15 protein-coding genes are annotated in these 14885 nt (G+C 60.1%); 13 read left to right on the top strand and 2 right to left on the bottom strand.

Going from position 1 to position 14885, the window contains the following annotated elements; genetic code table 11:
• Nucleotides 1–2: 2 nt before the first annotated feature.
• Genes V0R60_RS05550 through ureG form a run of 6 tightly spaced genes read left to right on the top strand, consistent with a single transcriptional unit; the run spans nucleotide 3 to nucleotide 4399 of the window.
• On the top strand, nucleotides 3–320 hold the full coding sequence (locus V0R60_RS05550) for an urease subunit beta (RefSeq protein WP_136475867.1): 318 nt from the start codon (nucleotides 3–5) through the stop codon (nucleotides 318–320).
• A complete protein-coding gene (ureC, locus tag V0R60_RS05545; RefSeq protein WP_136475868.1) occupies nucleotides 317–2020 on the top strand; it encodes an urease subunit alpha in 1704 nt (567 codons plus the stop codon). The genes V0R60_RS05550 and ureC overlap by 4 nt, the downstream gene beginning before the upstream one ends.
• A 10-nt stretch (nucleotides 2021–2030) precedes the next feature.
• Nucleotides 2031–2510, top strand: coding sequence for an urease accessory protein UreE (gene ureE, locus V0R60_RS05540; protein ID WP_136475869.1), 480 nt, complete (start codon nucleotides 2031–2033; stop codon nucleotides 2508–2510).
• An 18-nt stretch (nucleotides 2511–2528) separates the two neighbouring features.
• Nucleotides 2529–3074, top strand: coding sequence for a HupE/UreJ family protein (locus V0R60_RS05535; protein WP_136475870.1), 546 nt, complete (start codon nucleotides 2529–2531; stop codon nucleotides 3072–3074).
• The gene (locus V0R60_RS05530; protein WP_136475871.1) at nucleotides 3074–3748 is read left to right on the top strand and encodes an urease accessory protein UreF; all 675 of its coding nucleotides are present in this window, start codon (nucleotides 3074–3076) and stop codon (nucleotides 3746–3748) included. Before V0R60_RS05535 ends, V0R60_RS05530 begins: the two co-directional genes overlap by 1 nt.
• A gap of 9 nt (nucleotides 3749–3757) precedes the next feature.
• Nucleotides 3758–4399 carry an urease accessory protein UreG gene (gene ureG, locus V0R60_RS05525; protein ID WP_330079046.1) on the top strand — a complete coding sequence of 214 codons (642 nt, stop codon included), beginning with the start codon at nucleotides 3758–3760 and terminating at the stop codon, nucleotides 4397–4399.
• Between the two features lie 33 nt (nucleotides 4400–4432).
• Here ureG and V0R60_RS05520 read toward each other — a convergent pair whose 3' ends face one another.
• Nucleotides 4433–4759, bottom strand: a complete 327-nt coding sequence (locus tag V0R60_RS05520; RefSeq protein ID WP_330079047.1) for a cupin domain-containing protein — start codon at nucleotides 4757–4759, stop codon at nucleotides 4433–4435.
• A gap of 72 nt (nucleotides 4760–4831) precedes the next feature.
• Between V0R60_RS05520 and V0R60_RS05515 the strand changes: the two genes are divergently transcribed.
• From V0R60_RS05515 to V0R60_RS05500, 4 genes are all read left to right on the top strand, one after another.
• Nucleotides 4832–6736 carry a M14 family metallopeptidase gene (locus tag V0R60_RS05515; RefSeq protein WP_330079048.1) on the top strand — a complete coding sequence of 635 codons (1905 nt, stop codon included), beginning with the start codon at nucleotides 4832–4834 and terminating at the stop codon, nucleotides 6734–6736.
• 63 nt (nucleotides 6737–6799) lie between these two features.
• Nucleotides 6800–7816, top strand: a complete 1017-nt coding sequence (locus V0R60_RS05510) for a helix-turn-helix transcriptional regulator (protein ID WP_375547259.1) — start codon at nucleotides 6800–6802, stop codon at nucleotides 7814–7816.
• Between the two features lie 81 nt (nucleotides 7817–7897).
• Nucleotides 7898–9640 (top strand): amidohydrolase, encoded by a 1743-nt coding sequence (locus tag V0R60_RS05505; RefSeq protein ID WP_330079049.1) that lies wholly within the window; start codon nucleotides 7898–7900, stop codon nucleotides 9638–9640.
• Nucleotides 9641–9737: 97 nt separating this feature from the next.
• Nucleotides 9738–10478 (top strand): TorF family putative porin, encoded by a 741-nt coding sequence (locus tag V0R60_RS05500; protein ID WP_136475878.1) that lies wholly within the window; start codon nucleotides 9738–9740, stop codon nucleotides 10476–10478.
• Between the two features lie 14 nt (nucleotides 10479–10492).
• Here V0R60_RS05500 and V0R60_RS05495 read toward each other — a convergent pair whose 3' ends face one another.
• Nucleotides 10493–10786 (bottom strand): DUF7693 family protein, encoded by a 294-nt coding sequence (locus V0R60_RS05495; protein WP_330079050.1) that lies wholly within the window; start codon nucleotides 10784–10786, stop codon nucleotides 10493–10495.
• A gap of 87 nt (nucleotides 10787–10873) precedes the next feature.
• Between V0R60_RS05495 and V0R60_RS05490 the strand changes: the two genes are divergently transcribed.
• The 3 genes from V0R60_RS05490 to V0R60_RS05480 all read left to right on the top strand — a co-directional run bounded on the left by V0R60_RS05490 (nucleotide 10874) and on the right by V0R60_RS05480 (nucleotide 14882).
• Nucleotides 10874–11380, top strand: a complete 507-nt coding sequence (locus V0R60_RS05490; protein ID WP_136475880.1) for a sigma-70 family RNA polymerase sigma factor — start codon at nucleotides 10874–10876, stop codon at nucleotides 11378–11380.
• On the top strand, nucleotides 11377–12351 hold the full coding sequence (locus V0R60_RS05485; protein WP_136475881.1) for a FecR domain-containing protein: 975 nt from the start codon (nucleotides 11377–11379) through the stop codon (nucleotides 12349–12351). Before V0R60_RS05490 ends, V0R60_RS05485 begins: the two co-directional genes overlap by 4 nt.
• Before the next feature lie 89 nt (nucleotides 12352–12440).
• On the top strand, nucleotides 12441–14882 hold the full coding sequence (locus V0R60_RS05480; RefSeq protein WP_330079051.1) for a TonB-dependent siderophore receptor: 2442 nt from the start codon (nucleotides 12441–12443) through the stop codon (nucleotides 14880–14882).
• Nucleotides 14883–14885 lie beyond the last annotated feature (3 nt).

Below are 14885 nucleotides of genomic sequence, written 5' to 3'. Positions count from 1 at the left end.
GGATGATTCCCGGAGAAGTACAGGTCGCCCAGGGCGACATTGAACTCAACCTTGGCTGCCAGACCGTTAGTGTGACGGTGGCCAACCATGGGGACCGGCCGGTGCAGGTCGGCTCGCATTACCACTTTTATGAGGTTAACAACGCCCTGGTCTTCGAGCGCGAGCCCACCCGTGGTTTTCGCCTGGACATCGCCGCAGGCACCGCCGTGCGCTTTGAGCCGGGGCAGGCGCGCACGGTGACACTGGTGCCCTACGCTGGAAAACGCGAGGTCTACGGTTTTCAAGGGCGGGTAATGGGCAAACTGGAGGCACTGGCATGAGCCGAATCTCGCGTCGTGCCTACGCCGACATGTTTGGCCCGACCGTCGGTGACCGGGTACGCCTGGCCGACACCGAATTGTGGGTCGAGGTGGAGAAGGACTTCACCACCTACGGTGAAGAGGTCAAGTTTGGCGGTGGCAAGGTCATCCGTGACGGCATGGGCCAGGGCCAGATGCTCGCCAACGAGGCCATGGACCTGGTGCTGACCAACGCCTTGATTATTGACCACTGGGGCATCGTCAAAGCTGACATTGGTGTGAAGAACGGACGCATCTTCGGCGTCGGCAAGGCCGGCAACCCGGATGTGCAGCCCGGGGTTACCTTGCCGATCGGTGCAGGCACCGAAGTGATTGCCGCCGAAGGCAAGATCGTCACCGCAGGCGGCATCGACTCACACATCCACTTCATCTGCCCGCAGCAGGTGGAAGAGGCGCTCACCTCGGGCATCACCACGTTTATTGGCGGCGGCACCGGGCCGGCCACGGGCACCAATGCCACCACCTGCACCTCCGGGCCCTGGTACCTGGCGCGCATGCTTCAGGCAGCCGATGAGCTGCCGATCAATATCGGCCTGCTCGGCAAGGGCAATGCCTCGCAGCCTGAGGCGTTGCGCGAGCAGATTCACGCCGGGGCGGTGGGTTTGAAACTGCATGAGGATTGGGGCTCGACTCCGGCCGCCATCGACTGTTGTTTGAACGTGGCTGAAGAACTGGATGTGCAGGTGGCCATTCACACCGACACCCTCAATGAATCCGGCTGTGTCGAAGACACCCTGGCGGCAATCGGTGATCGCACCATCCACACCTTTCACACCGAAGGGGCCGGTGGTGGTCATGCGCCGGATATCATCCGCGCGGCGGCGTTTGCCAATGTGCTGCCGTCCTCGACTAATCCAACCTTGCCCTACACGATCAATACCGTGGACGAGCACCTGGACATGCTGATGGTCTGCCATCACCTGGACCCGAGCATTGCCGAGGACGTGGCGTTCGCCGAGTCGCGCATTCGTCGCGAAACCATTGCCGCCGAAGACATTCTGCATGACATCGGCGCGTTTTCGATGACCTCATCCGACTCCCAGGCCATGGGCCGGGTAGGGGAAGTGGTGTTGCGTACCTGGCAGGTCGCCGACCAGATGAAGCGTCGTCGCGGACCCCTTGCTCCAGACAGCAGCCACAGCGACAACGCTCGGGTGAAGCGCTACATCGCCAAGTACACGATCAATCCGGCACTCACCCATGGCATCGCCCATGAGGTGGGCTCAGTGGAGGCGGGCAAGCTGGCTGACCTGGTGCTCTGGGCACCGGCCTTCTTCGGGGTGAAACCTGCGTTGGTGATCAAGGGCGGGATGATTGCCATGGCGCCGATGGGCGATATAAACGGCTCGATTCCCACGCCGCAACCGGTGCACTACCGGCCAATGTTCGGTGCCCTGGGCGCTGCACGCAACGCTACCCGAATGACCTTCCTATCGCGCTCGGCGCATGAGCGTGGTGTCCATCAGCAACTGGGTTTACGCAGCCTGATTGGCGTCGTCAATGGCTGCCGGACTGTGCGCAAGGGCGACATGGTGCACAACGGCCTGCTGCCGCTGATTGAAGTGGACTCACAAACCTACGAGGTGCGCGCCAACGGTGAATTGCTGGTGTGTGAGCCGGCCACAGTATTGCCGATGGCGCAACGTTATTTTCTGTTTTGAAGGAGCACGCATGATTTTGCTGACACGACGGCTCAAAGAAGCCGACCAGGTAAGCGCCACGGTGACCCTCACCCTGGACACCCGCATCAAGAGCCGGGTACGGGTCACCCTCGACGATGGGCGCGAGGCTGGACTGATGCTTGAACGCGGCCAACTGCTGCGCGGTGGCCAATTGTTGAGCGATGAGCAGGGCATCGAGGCGATACGTGTGGTCGCGGCAGCAGAGCCGGTATCCACGGTGCGTTGCGCCGATCCTTTGTTGCTGGCACGTGCCAGCTATCACCTGGGCAACCGACATGTACCGCTGCAGATTGATGGTGGCCTGCTGCGCTATCAACACGACCACGTCCTCGACGAGATGGTTCGCGGCCTGGGCTTGCAGGTGACGCTGGAGCAGGCGCCGTTCGAACCTGAAGCCGGGGCCTATCAGAGCGCACCGCACAGCCACTCCCATAACGATCACCCCTTTGTTCGCGTTGCTCACCACTGAAGTCGATAAGGAATACCCATGAACAAGACTGTTGCACTCGCGTTGCTGCTGGTGGCCGTACCGGCCTTCGCTCACCCAGGTCATGACGCCAACCCCCTGCAGGATGGCCTGCTGCACCCGCTGACCGGCCTTGATCACTTACTCATGCTGCTCGGTACCGGCGTGCTCGCGGCATTGACCGGCCGTAACCTGGCACTGCCGCTGCTGACGCTCTGTGCCATGTTTGGTGGTGCCTTGTTGGGGCAGTTGTTCGGCGGTGTTATTGGCATGGAAACGATGATCATCGGTTCGTTGCTGGTGGCTGCTGCCGCCATGTTGCTGCCTGGCCGGCAAATGGTTCTGGCCTTGGCAATGCCGGTGTTCGCCTTGTTCCATGGTTGGGCCCACGGCGTTGAAGCCAGCCCAGGGGCATTCTGGTTGTTCAGTGCAGGCTTTGTCGCGGTCAGCGGCGTGCTGTTGCTCGCAGGCTTTGCCGGCGGGTGCCTGCTGCGCCGCCACAGCGCCTTGCAGAAAGCCTTCGGTGGAGGCTTGCTGGCGGGCGCTGCAGTGGTGCTGGCTGGCTGATGAGTACCGAGCTGAAGCTGCTGCGACTGCTGCAGTTGGCCAGTCCAAGCCTGCCAGTAGGCGGATTTACCTATTCCCAAGGGCTGGAGTGGGCGGTGGAGGCCGGCTGGGTGCAAGGCGCCGACGGTTTTCGCAGTTGGCAACGCCAGCAGTTGCACGACACCCTGGGCTATCTCGACTGGCCGCTACTTTCGCGCCTGTATCACGCCTGTTGCGACGACGACGCCGGGGCATTCCTGCACTGGAGTCAGTTCTTGCTGGCCAATCGTGAAACGGCCGAGTTACGCCTGGAAGAGCGCCAGCGGGGGATGGCCTTTGCCCGCCTGCTCGACGGCTGGGAGCTGTGCCAGGCGGAGCAATGGCGACCGAGCGTGGCGTTGAGCCAGTTGGGTGGGATGGCCTGGCTGGGCGCGCACTGGGACATTCCTTTGCCCGATCTGGCCTTGGGTCATGGCTTTGCCTGGCTCGAAGGTGCAGTGATGGCGGGCGTCAAGCTGGTGCCCTTTGGCCAACAGGCAGCACAAAGTCTGCTGCGTGACCTGTGTGAAGAACTGCCTGGCGTGCTCGAGCATGCCCTGCAGGTGCCCGATGATCAGTTGGGTGGCGGATTGCCATTGCTGGCGATTGCTTCGGCCCGACATGAAACCCAATACACCCGATTATTTCGTTCTTGAGGACAACCCATGCAAAGTTATCAGCAACCCCTGCGCGTCGGTGTCGGCGGTCCGGTCGGTTCAGGCAAGACCGCGCTGCTTGAGGCCTTGTGCAAGGCCATGCGCGATCACTATGAGATTGCTGTGGTGACCAACGATATCTATACCAAGGAAGACCAGCGAATTCTCACCGAAGCTGGCGCACTGGCACCGGAGCGTATTGTCGGGGTGGAAACTGGTGGCTGCCCGCACACGGCCATTCGCGAAGATGCTTCGATGAATTTGGCCGCGGTGGAGGATCTGGCGCGTAGGTTCGGTAATCTTGAGGTGATTTTTGTCGAGAGTGGCGGCGACAATCTCAGTGCGACCTTCAGCCCGGAGCTGGCCGATCTGACGGTCTATGTGATAGATGTTGCTGAAGGTGAAAAGATCCCGCGCAAGGGCGGACCGGGGATTACCAAGTCGGATTTTCTGGTGATCAACAAAATCGACCTGGCGCCTTATGTAGGTGCTTCGCTGGAGGTGATGGAGAAGGATACTCAACGGATGCGGCCCGAGCGGCCGTGGGCGTTCACCAATCTCAAGACCGGGCAGGGCTTGCAGCAGGTTATCGACTTTATCGTTGAGCGTGGAATGCTTGGCGCTGCGCGAGCGTCCCGATCGACTGCTTGATGCATGCGCCTCGAAAACACTGACCGAACGTGCTCAAACATCGCCAAAATGCACCGCCAGCCACACTGTGGCGCGGGTGCTATCGGTCCATTCCACACGATGTCGGCTGTGCGCCGGAATCTCGACAAAGTCGCCCGGTGTCAGCACCCGGGCGCTGGTTTCATGCTCCAGCCGTAAGCCCGCCGAACCGGTCAAAACCAATACCCATTCACTCTGCGGCTGGTCGTACCAGAAGCCTGCGGGGCTTGCCTGGCCATGGGAGACGATGCGTTCGATGCGCAAGCCCGGGCGGGCCAGCAGTTCATCGAAGTGTTCCTGCTCGGTGGCAGGGGGGAGGGGGTTGAGCAGATTGTCGAGCATCGTTGCAAGGCCCTCGTCTGGCACCACATTGTGGTTTAAGGTGGCATCTGCCACTCATGATAGGGAATCATCATGAAACACTCGCTTTTGCAGCCGTTCAGTGTCGCAATGCTGTTGAGCACTTGCCTGCCTGCGCTGGCGGCTTTGCCTGGCGCGCCTGCCTACATAGACGATAGTGTCTATCCAGACGCCGCCAAGCAACGCATTTTGCCGCCGATGTTCGAGCAGACCCTGGCCAGTACCCGCTACGTCGCCAAGGCGGACAACCCGCTGATCACCACGGCCGAAGCCAGTGGTTTCAATCAGACCAGCGATTACACCGAGACACGCGCTTACCTGAACAAACTGGTGGCGGCCTCCGGCGGCAGTATCGTGCTGCACGATTTGCCGGAAAAAAGCGCTGAAGGCCACCCGATGGTCATGGCGATCGCTTCACTGGAGGTCGACAAATCGCCAGCCGGGCTGAACGAGTCGGGCAAGCCGACGGTTTTCGTGGAAGCTGAGATTCACCCCGGCGAGGCCAACGGCAAGGACGCCATGTTCATGCTGCTGCGCGACATGACGACCGGTGACAAGCCGCTGGCAGGCGTGCTGGAAAAGGTCAATATTCTGTTCATTCCCACCATCAATATCGACGGTGACTTGCGTCGCAGCGCTTATGGGCGGATCAACCAGAACGGCCCGCAGGAAACCGGCTGGCGGGTCAATGGCCTGAATTACAACCTCAATCGCGACTTCACCAAGCTCGACAGTGCCGAGATTCGCAACGTCGCCTGGGTGTTCAACACCTACGACTTGAGCTTTTTCGCCGACACCCACTCCACCGATGGCGCCATGTACCCTTATGACAGCTCTTACTGTCACAACGGCAACGGCTGGTCGCCGGCCAGTAGCGCGTGGATGGACAACGTCATGCGCGCGCCGGTGTACAAGGCCCTGCAAGCAGACGGGCATGTGGTACATGAGTGCATCAGCCTCAACGACAATCAGGACCCGACTCAGGGCTATTACCCGTACCGAACCGACTACGCGCGGTTCTCCAACCAGTACGGTGATATTCGCAACGTCCCATCGATCCTGATTGAACAGCACGCCCTGCATCCCTATCAGACTCAAGTACTGGGCAACTATGTGATGCTCAAGAGCATGCTTGAGGTCATTGGCGAGCAATCGGCGTCGCTCAAGGAAGCCATCCGCCAGGACCGCGAGCGACTCGAGGCACAGCAGGACGTCATTCTCACCTGGAAACCGGGCAAGGCCGAATCTACCCCGTTCACGGTCGGCGACTATCGCTACGAGCAGTCACCGATCACGGGCGCCAAGACTATCGTCTGGAGCAACAAGCCCAAGCAACTGACGGTGCCGGTAACCGGCAACACCGAGCCGGACCTGGTGACCAAGCGGCCACGCCAGTACGTGGTGCCGGTGCAGTGGCGCGAGGTAATCGTTCGCCTCAAGGCCCATGGCATTCAAATGGCCACGCTGGACAAACCCACAGCAATACCGGTCACCCTGTATCGCATGGACGAGGTCAAGATAGCCGGAGGCTTCGAGCCCGATCGCGCCCAGGTCAACCAGATTCCGGGTTATGAGGGGCGTCTGCCGGTCAGCGGCGTGGCCAAGCCCTTCGAGCGTTTGCAGACATTCGCGCCGGGATCGGTGGTGATCGATCTTGACCAGCCACTGGGCGTGCTGGCGGTCAACTTGCTGTACCCGCAAAGCCCCGACTCGTTCTGGGCCTGGGGCTTCTTCAACTCGACGCTGGTCGTGGCCGAAGAGCCCGAGGAGTACGTGATGGAGCCCATGGCGCGCAAGATGCTGGCTCAGAACCCGGCGCTCAAGGCCGAGTTCGACAAGAAACTCAAGAGCGACAAGGCCTTCGCCGCCAGCCCCAGTGCACGGTTGCAATGGTTTTATCAGCGTACGCCGTTTTATGACGTAAATGCCTTCGTCTATCCCGTGGGTGCGGTGTTCTGAGGAGCATCGCCGGGCAGACAGGAGAGGGCCTGCTCGGTGATGGCGATAATAATTAGAGAGGAAATGATGGTGGCGGTCCAAGCAAGTGCTTCCCCGTTGTCGATGGCAACCCTGGAAGCGTTCAACCGGTGTGTTCTGCAATTGGCCAGTCTTGCCCGCGAGGAGGGCGGTTCGCATTTCATTGCCGACGGCCTGCAGGCCTTTCGCCAATTGGTACCGTTTGCCTCGGCATGGTGGGGAGAGATGTCCGCGGACAGCAGTGCCCCGATCCAGAGCTGGATGCATGGGCGTATCGATCTGCCGGCCTCGTTTGCCAGTGAGTGGCATGACGTGGCCGGCTTGGACAGCTTTGCCATCGACACCTTGTCCAGTCTCGGTCGGGTGGTGCGCGACAGTGAGTTCACCGATCCTGTCGAGGCGGTCAACGACTTTGCCCGCCGTTACGACCTCTATCATTTGATGAACATCACCTTCGAGCTGCCTGAGAGCGGACTGAATTTCTTTGTCTGCTTGTATCGAGGCGTAGAAGAGCAGGCATTCAACGCTACCGAAGACGGTTTGTTTGCCGCGTTCTGCGCGCACTTGCTGCAACAGTGGCGTTTTCAGGTCCAGGACATGATTCGTATCGACACCGGTAACGGTGCCAGTGATTTCGGCGTGGCGCGCCTGGACGGCAGCCTGCTGTATATCGGTGCACGCGTGTGTGCAGCGGTTCAGCGCGAGGTGCCTGGCTGGGACGGATCGGTGCTGCCGGCACAAGTCATTGCGCAGTTGCACAAAGTGCCCTGTGTGATGCGTCTGGGGCGGTGCACACTGACCCTGAGCCCAAATGCCGATCATGTCATTTTGTCACTTGAAGCCCCGGCCCCTGGCGTGGTGCTGGCCCCCCGTGAACGTACCGCAGCCATGCTTTTCGCCGCTGGCCACTCCTACAAGGAAATTGCCCGTATCCTCTCGCTGAGCCCGGCGACCGTGCGCACCTACTTGCGCAATTGCTATGTGCAGTTGGGAGTCAAGAGCAAGGTGGAACTGGGGTCTGCCTTGCGTTTGGCCACACCGCTTGCGGAAAAAATCGCCTGACCCTCCTCATTTGCAGAGGTCCGCTCTTTTGTCTCGCGCTATAGGGTGTACGCATAGCCGTTAAAACAAGAGAGCGTTCCAATGCAACGACTGATTCCCAACCTGATGGCCGCAACCCTGGCCTTTTCATCACTTCAGGCAATGGCCGCCGCTGACCTTGTATTGGTCAACGGCAAGGTGTACACCGCAGAGCCCGGACAAGCACTGATGCAAGCGGTGGCAGTCAAGGACGGCAAGATCCTGCAAGTGGGCAGCGATGCCCAGATCAACGCGTTGGCCGACGCCAATACCCAGCGCATCGATTTGGCCGGCAAGGTACTGATGCCGGGCATGATCGACACCCACAGTCATCCGATTGCAGGAGGTTCTGCGAGCCTGGGCGCGAACCTTGAAGATGAAGTCAAGCCGTTGCCCGAGCTTGAGCAATGGATACTTGCCGAGGTCAAGGCAGGCCGCGGGCGGGCGGGGGATGTCATCAGTGTTGCCGGCACCAGTTCAGCCTACTGGGAAAAAAGCCGCGAACTGGGCCAAGTGTTCAATCAGGGGCGCTGGGCCGATCAACCCCTGGTGCTCAACGGCATCGACGGCCACACCGGCTGGGCTAACAATGCCATGCTCAAGCGCCTGAAGATCGATGCGGCACTGGTCAAGGGAATGTCCGAGCAGGACCGCAGCTATGTGGGGCACGACGCGGACTTTACCCCTAACGGATACTTCTCCGAATCGCGCTGGGACCAGGTACGCAGTCAGATTCCTGCCGCCGACGAAGCCTTCATGCTCAAGGCTGCCCGTGAAGCGGTGCGGATCAACAACCAGTATGGCGTTACTGCCTGGATGGATGCTGCGGCCAACGCTGGCAGCGACGACTCGTTGTTTGACTTCAAGGCGACCGAACAGAGCTACGGTGTATTGCCGCTGTACCGCACGCTGGCAGAGAAGGGCGAACTCAGTGCCCATGTCGCGGCCCTGATGATTGCCAACCCGAAAAGCCGACCTGCCGACCTTGAGGTATTGGCCAAGGTGGCGAAGAAGTTCGAAGGCGTGCCCAACCTGAGCTTCCCGGGAATCAAGGTGTTCGTGGATGGGGTGCTGGAGTATCCAGGGCAGACCGCGGCGATGCTTGAACCTTACAAGAACAGCAACAAGAACGGCCAGTTGTTGATCGAGCCCGACCGTTTCGGCGAGCTGGTCGCCGCGGCAGAAAAACGCGACTGGATCGTACATATGCACGCTGTAGGCGACCGAGCAGTGCGCGAGTCGCTCAATGGCGTCGAGTATGCGCGCAAGGTCAGCACCACGCCCAAGACCCACAGCATCAGCCACCTGCAAGTGGTCGCCCCGAAGGACTTCCCGCGCTTCAAGCAACTGGGCGTGATCGCCTCGATGCAACTGCTCTGGGCAACTGGCGAGAGCTACACCGTGGAGTTGGTGAAACCTTACATTACCCCTTCAGCCTATAGCCATCAGTACCCGGCCAAATCCCTGCAACAGGCTGGAGCGACAATTTCCGGTGCCAGCGATTGGCCGGTGTCCAGCCCCAACCCATGGAACGCTATCGCCCAGGCTGCCACCCGAAAAGGGCCGCTAGGGGTACTCAACGCCCAGGAAAGCGTCGATCGCCAACTCATGTTCCAGGCCTACACCCTCAATGCCGCCAAGACCCTGCGCCTTGAGCAGCAGATCGGTTCATTGGCACCCGGCAAGCAGGCTGACCTGATCGTGCTGGACCGTGATGTTTTCAAGGTCAGCGACGATGAACTGTTCGAGACTCAAGTACTGAAGACCTTCTTCGCCGGCAAGCAGGTCTACGCCCCCGCCTCCTGAGGTCCCCCGCTGACGATGCCTTGGCTCCTTGCCTTGCGAGGGGCTTGGCTTCGCCTGCAGGAATCTGCCCGCACACAATAAAAACAAGGGTTTCTGTATGAACGCACGTACCGTTTTCTCCCTCGCCGGCTTGCTGCTGGCGCCACTGACCAGCCAAGCGCTGACTTTGAGTGACGATTTCCTCTTGGAGGTAGAGCTCACCGCTGCCAGCGATTATCGCAGCCGTGGGGTTTCGCAAACCCTCGGCGACCCTGCACTGCAGGGCGGGGCGACGCTGATCCACAGCAGTGGCCTGTACCTTGGGGCCTGGACCTCGAACGTTGACTTCGGCAGCGAATTCAAGACGCGCCAGGAGCTGGAGTACTACGCCGGTTGGTACTGGCAAGCCACCGATTCGATTAGCCTCGACCTTGGCTACATCAAGTACGACTATCCCAAAGAAGCGCAATTCAATTTGAGCGAGGTGTACGCGATTCTCGATGTGTATGGAGTGAAACTCGGCGCCTATTACTCCGATGACACACCGAATTTCTTCGGCGAAGACCAGGACACGCTTTACACCTACCTTGGCTACAGCTTTGCCTTGCCTGGTGAGGTAGGCCTGGAACTGCGGGCCGGTCGTAACGATGTGAAAGACCCTGCGTTCTGGTCTGCCAGCGGCGATGACCGAAACACTTACTATGAATGGGAAGTGAAATTCACCCGTGAGTTTGGTGGAGTCACCTGGGGTTTGAGCTACATCGATACCGACTTGTCGAAAAGCGAATGCATCGGTTGGTACGGATTTGACGACCTGTGCTCGGCCACCGTTGTTGCAAGCGCCAACAAAACCTTCTAATACCCGTAATTCGGTCACAGGTCGAGCAGGCGCTCGATCTGGGCCAGCTCCCAGGTGCTCAACAGGCTGACCGGGTCGGTGCCGTAGCGCTGCCAGGTGTCCAGTGAGCCATGGCGACCATCAGGATGCTGGCAGTGCTCGCAGTGGTGCAGGCGCTTGCCTTCAACGTCCAGCGCCAGTTGCCAGCCTTCTATCTCTACCCATGTCAGATTGTTCGAAAGGGCAGGTTTCAGACGCGTCATCGGGCGGATCCCGAGGGCGGCGTCGCGCAGTTGCTGGTAAACCTCACGCGGGGTCAAGGCAAGCATCGGTCATGTGTTCCTACGAAGGGATTGTATATTCACGGTGCTATCACGATAATGATAGTAATTACCATTAGCGTGTGATTCCCGTCAGTGACCCGTTCTGTCGACACCAAGGCAATCGTGGCCGATCTCTACAGCGACCATCATCGCTGGCTGCGCGCCTGGCTGTATCGCCGGTTGAACTGCCCTGATGATGCTGCGGATCTGGCGCAGGATACCTTTGTCCGGGCCATGGGCAGTAGTGCCCTGCCAGCCCTGGAAGAACCTCGTGCCTTTTTGGCTACAGTTGCCCGGCGCCTGTTGAGCAACCTGTTTCGCCGTCGGGCCCTGGAGCAGGCCTACCTGGAAGAGCTTGGGCGGCTACCGGAGTGCTGCATGCCTTCGGCCGAGGATGTGTTGCTGGTGCGTGAAGCGCTGGCACAGATCGACCGGTTGCTCGACGGCCTGCCCGAGCGAGCGCGCCACGCCTTTATCTTGCATCGTCTCGAAGGCCTGAGCCAGCCCATGATCGCAGAGCAGTTGGGCGTTTCACTGGCAACGGTGGAGCGGGATTTGCGGCGAGCGTTCCTGCATTGCCTGAGCGTGGAGGCCGAATGAGCCACGCTTCGGTAGATCGCGCTATCCATGAGGCTGTGGACTGGCTACTGACACTCGAAAACGCCCCAGCGCAAGACAAGACGCATCAGGCTTTCGAGTCTTGGTTAAAGCACTGCCCGACGCACCAAGCTGCCTGGCAGCGGGTCAATGCGCTGTTGCAAGAACCTTTGGCCGGTCTGCATCAAGCTGAACAACGCTCACCTGGGCAACTGGCAATTGCCAGCCGCAGCCTACGCGTGCAACCTCCACTATCGCGACGCAAGGTGCTCGGTGGTGGTCTGGCCATGGTGTTGCTGGGGTTGGGCTGTGCCGGTCTGGCGCACCGGCGAACGCCATTGGGCGATTTGTTCGCCGACGTGCACACCGCAACCGGTGAGCGTCGCAGTCTGACCCTCAGCGATGGCTCGCGCTTGCGCCTTAATGCGCGTACGGCAGTTGACCTACAGTTCAATGCCAGTCAACGCCTGGTGCTGCTGCGCGAGGGTGAGTTACAGGTGGAGGTTGCTGTCGAGGCAGATCGTCCGTTCATTGTCGCCACGCGCCAAGGCCAGGTTCAGGCGCAAGGTACGCGCTTTACCGTGCGCCAGGACGATCAACAAAGCCTGGTTGCGGTGCAGGAACATGCGGTCTTGCTGACCACCGGCAATGCCGCTGCACAGCGTGTCGAGGAAGGACAGGCTTATGCGTTCGATGGTCTGCGCAGCGTTGCCCTGGCGCCTTCGCTACGGACCCGGGCGGGTTGGACTGATGGTCGCGTGGATGTGCGCGACGAACCTCTGGGTGATCTGATCGAGGCCTTGCGACCGTATCGAGCAGGGTTGCTCCGCATTAGCCCGGCAGCAGCGCAAATCCGCGTGTATGGCAGTTTCCCCCTGGATGACAGTGACCGCACTTTGCTTTCGCTCAGCGAAACCCTGCCGATCAGCGTTGACAGCTTCGGCGGCTGGCTGACGCGCATCGATGTGAGCTGAGGGGCAAAAAAAATCTTCGGCCGTGAGGGGATCCGGTCACTGGTGTGTCCTGGTTATGGACAACAACTTCAAACGAGCCCCTACACACAATGTCAGATTCCATGATCCGCCCCAGCCTGCTGGCCCTTGCCATTGCCTTGGGCAGCAGTGCGCCGTTGTACGCGTTGGCGCAGAACGGTAGCAGCGTCAGCGCCACCCAGACGTTCGACATCCCGGCCGGTGATCTGGGTGAAAGCCTCAGTCGCATCGCCCGCCAGTCCGGACGTGTGTTGTCGGTCAGCCCCGCGTTGGTGCAGGGCAAGCAGGCAGCCCGGGTCAGTGGCCAGCTCACACCCGAGCAAGCGGCCATGCAAGCACTGCGCGGCAGCGGTCTGGACCTGAACATCACGGCAGGCGGAACCTGGAACCTGGTACCGACGGTGCAGAGCGATGCGCTGGAACTGGGCGCCACGCAGATCACCGGGCAAGGGACCGAGGACGCCTGGGGTCCGGTGGTGGGTTATGTGGCCAAGCGCACCGGCACGGCGACCAAGACCGATACCTCGGTGCTTGAAGTGCCGCAGACCATCAACATTATTACCCAGGACGAAATCAAGGCCCTGGGGTCGCAAACGGTCACTCAAGCCCTGCGCTACACCCCCGGCATCACCGGAGGTGGCTTCTCCGACCGGGTCGGCATCTTTGACGAACCCACTTCTCGCGGTTTCAGTCCTACACCGTTGTACCTGGACGGCCTGCACTTGCCTTACGGCGGCGGCAGCACCGGCGGCGCACTGCAGATTGACCCGTATCTGCTGGAGCGGATTGAAGTCATGAAGGGCCCCGCCTCGGTGCTCTACGGGCAGAACCAGCCGGGAGGCCTGATCAACATGGTTTCCAAACGCCCGACCGCTACGCCGCAGCGTGAACTGTTGCTTGGCGGCGGTAGCCAGGATCGTCGCTACGCGGCCTTCGATTTCGCCGGGCCCATGGATGATCAAGGTGAGTTCCTGTACCGCCTGACGGGCAACGGCCTGGATAAGAACGGCGAGATTGATTACGTCGAGCAGCAGCGTTTCATGCTTGCACCGAGCATGACCTGGGTGCCGAACGAGCAAACCCGTTTGACACTCTATGGCCATTACCAGAAAGACAACGGTGTCCCGGAAGCACAAGGCTTGCCCGCCATCGGCACGGTATTTGCCAGCCCTAATGGCCGGATCAAACGCAGCCGGTTTATCGGTGAGCCCGATATCAACGCCTATGATCGCGAGCAATACACGTTCGGTTATGAGTTCAGCCATGAACTGAACGATGTCTGGACCCTCAAGCAGAATGCGCGCTATGCCTATGTCGACGATCGCTTTCGGGCGCCCTTGCACGGCTACACATTTGTCACCAACCCGCAGACGGGTCTTGACGACCAGCGCTACATGACCCGCTTCGGGGTCGACTGGAAACAGCGCAATAAAGTATTTGGTGTCGATAACATTGCCCAGGCCAAGTTCAATACGTTCGAGGTGGCGCACACGCTGCTGGTGGGGGTGGACTACTACCACTCCAATTCCAAGTTCCTTGGCCTGTACGACCGAAATCCACCGATCATCGACCTGTACTCGCCGGTCTACGGTCAGGCGCTGAACTTCGGCCAACCGTTCAACTGGGATAACACAGTGACCCAGACGGGCCTGTATGTGCAGGACCAACTCAAATGGAACAACTGGTTCCTGACCCTGGGCGGTCGTTACGACTGGGCCGAAACCGAAACCCGGGAACCTATCGCCCAGAACTTCGCCACCCTCAAGGATGAAAAGTTCACCGGTCGTGCAGGCATCGGCTACAGCTTCGAAAGCGGTGTTACGCCTTACATCAGCTACACCGAGTCGTTCCTGCCGGTGACGGGGGCGGACATCCACCACAAGCCGTTCGAGCCGTCCACCGGCAAGCAGGTTGAAGCGGGGGTCAAATACCAGCCGCCTGGGCAGGAGAGTTTTGTGCAGCTGTCGGTGTATGAGATCAAGCAGCAGAACATCCTCACCACCGATCCTAGCGATTGGACCCGCAGCGTCCAGGTCGGCGCATTGCGCTCGCGCGGCGTGGAACTTGAGGGCAAGGCAAGTCTGGGTGACAACCTCGACGTGATTGCCTCGGTTTCGCGTAACGATGTGGTCTACACCAAGGACAACGATGGTCGTGAAGGCCGGCACCCATCAGGGACGCCACCGATGACAGCGTCGCTGTGGCTGGACTACCACTTTACCGGCGATACGCTGTTGGCTGGTCTGGGCATGGGCCTGGGCGCGCGGTATGTGCGTGGCAGTGACGGAAGTGATTTTGCTTATGATCACTTCAGCATCCCGTCGTACACCGTCTACGACGGCATGCTCTCCTATGACTTCCAGCAGTCGCCGCTGCGTCTGAAAGGGGTCAAGTTGCAGGTCAACCTGCAAAACCTCGAAGACAAAGTCTATGTCAGCCGTTGTACCAGTGATGTCGATTGCTATTACGGTGAAGGCCGCACGCTGACCACCGATCTTACTTACAACTGGTAGGTT

Origin of the sequence: Pseudomonas auratipiscis, from assembly GCF_036324085.1 — a bacterium.
Taxonomy (GTDB): domain Bacteria; phylum Pseudomonadota; class Gammaproteobacteria; order Pseudomonadales; family Pseudomonadaceae; genus Aquipseudomonas; species Aquipseudomonas auratipiscis.
This window is presented reverse-complemented; position numbering and strand designations above follow the sequence as displayed.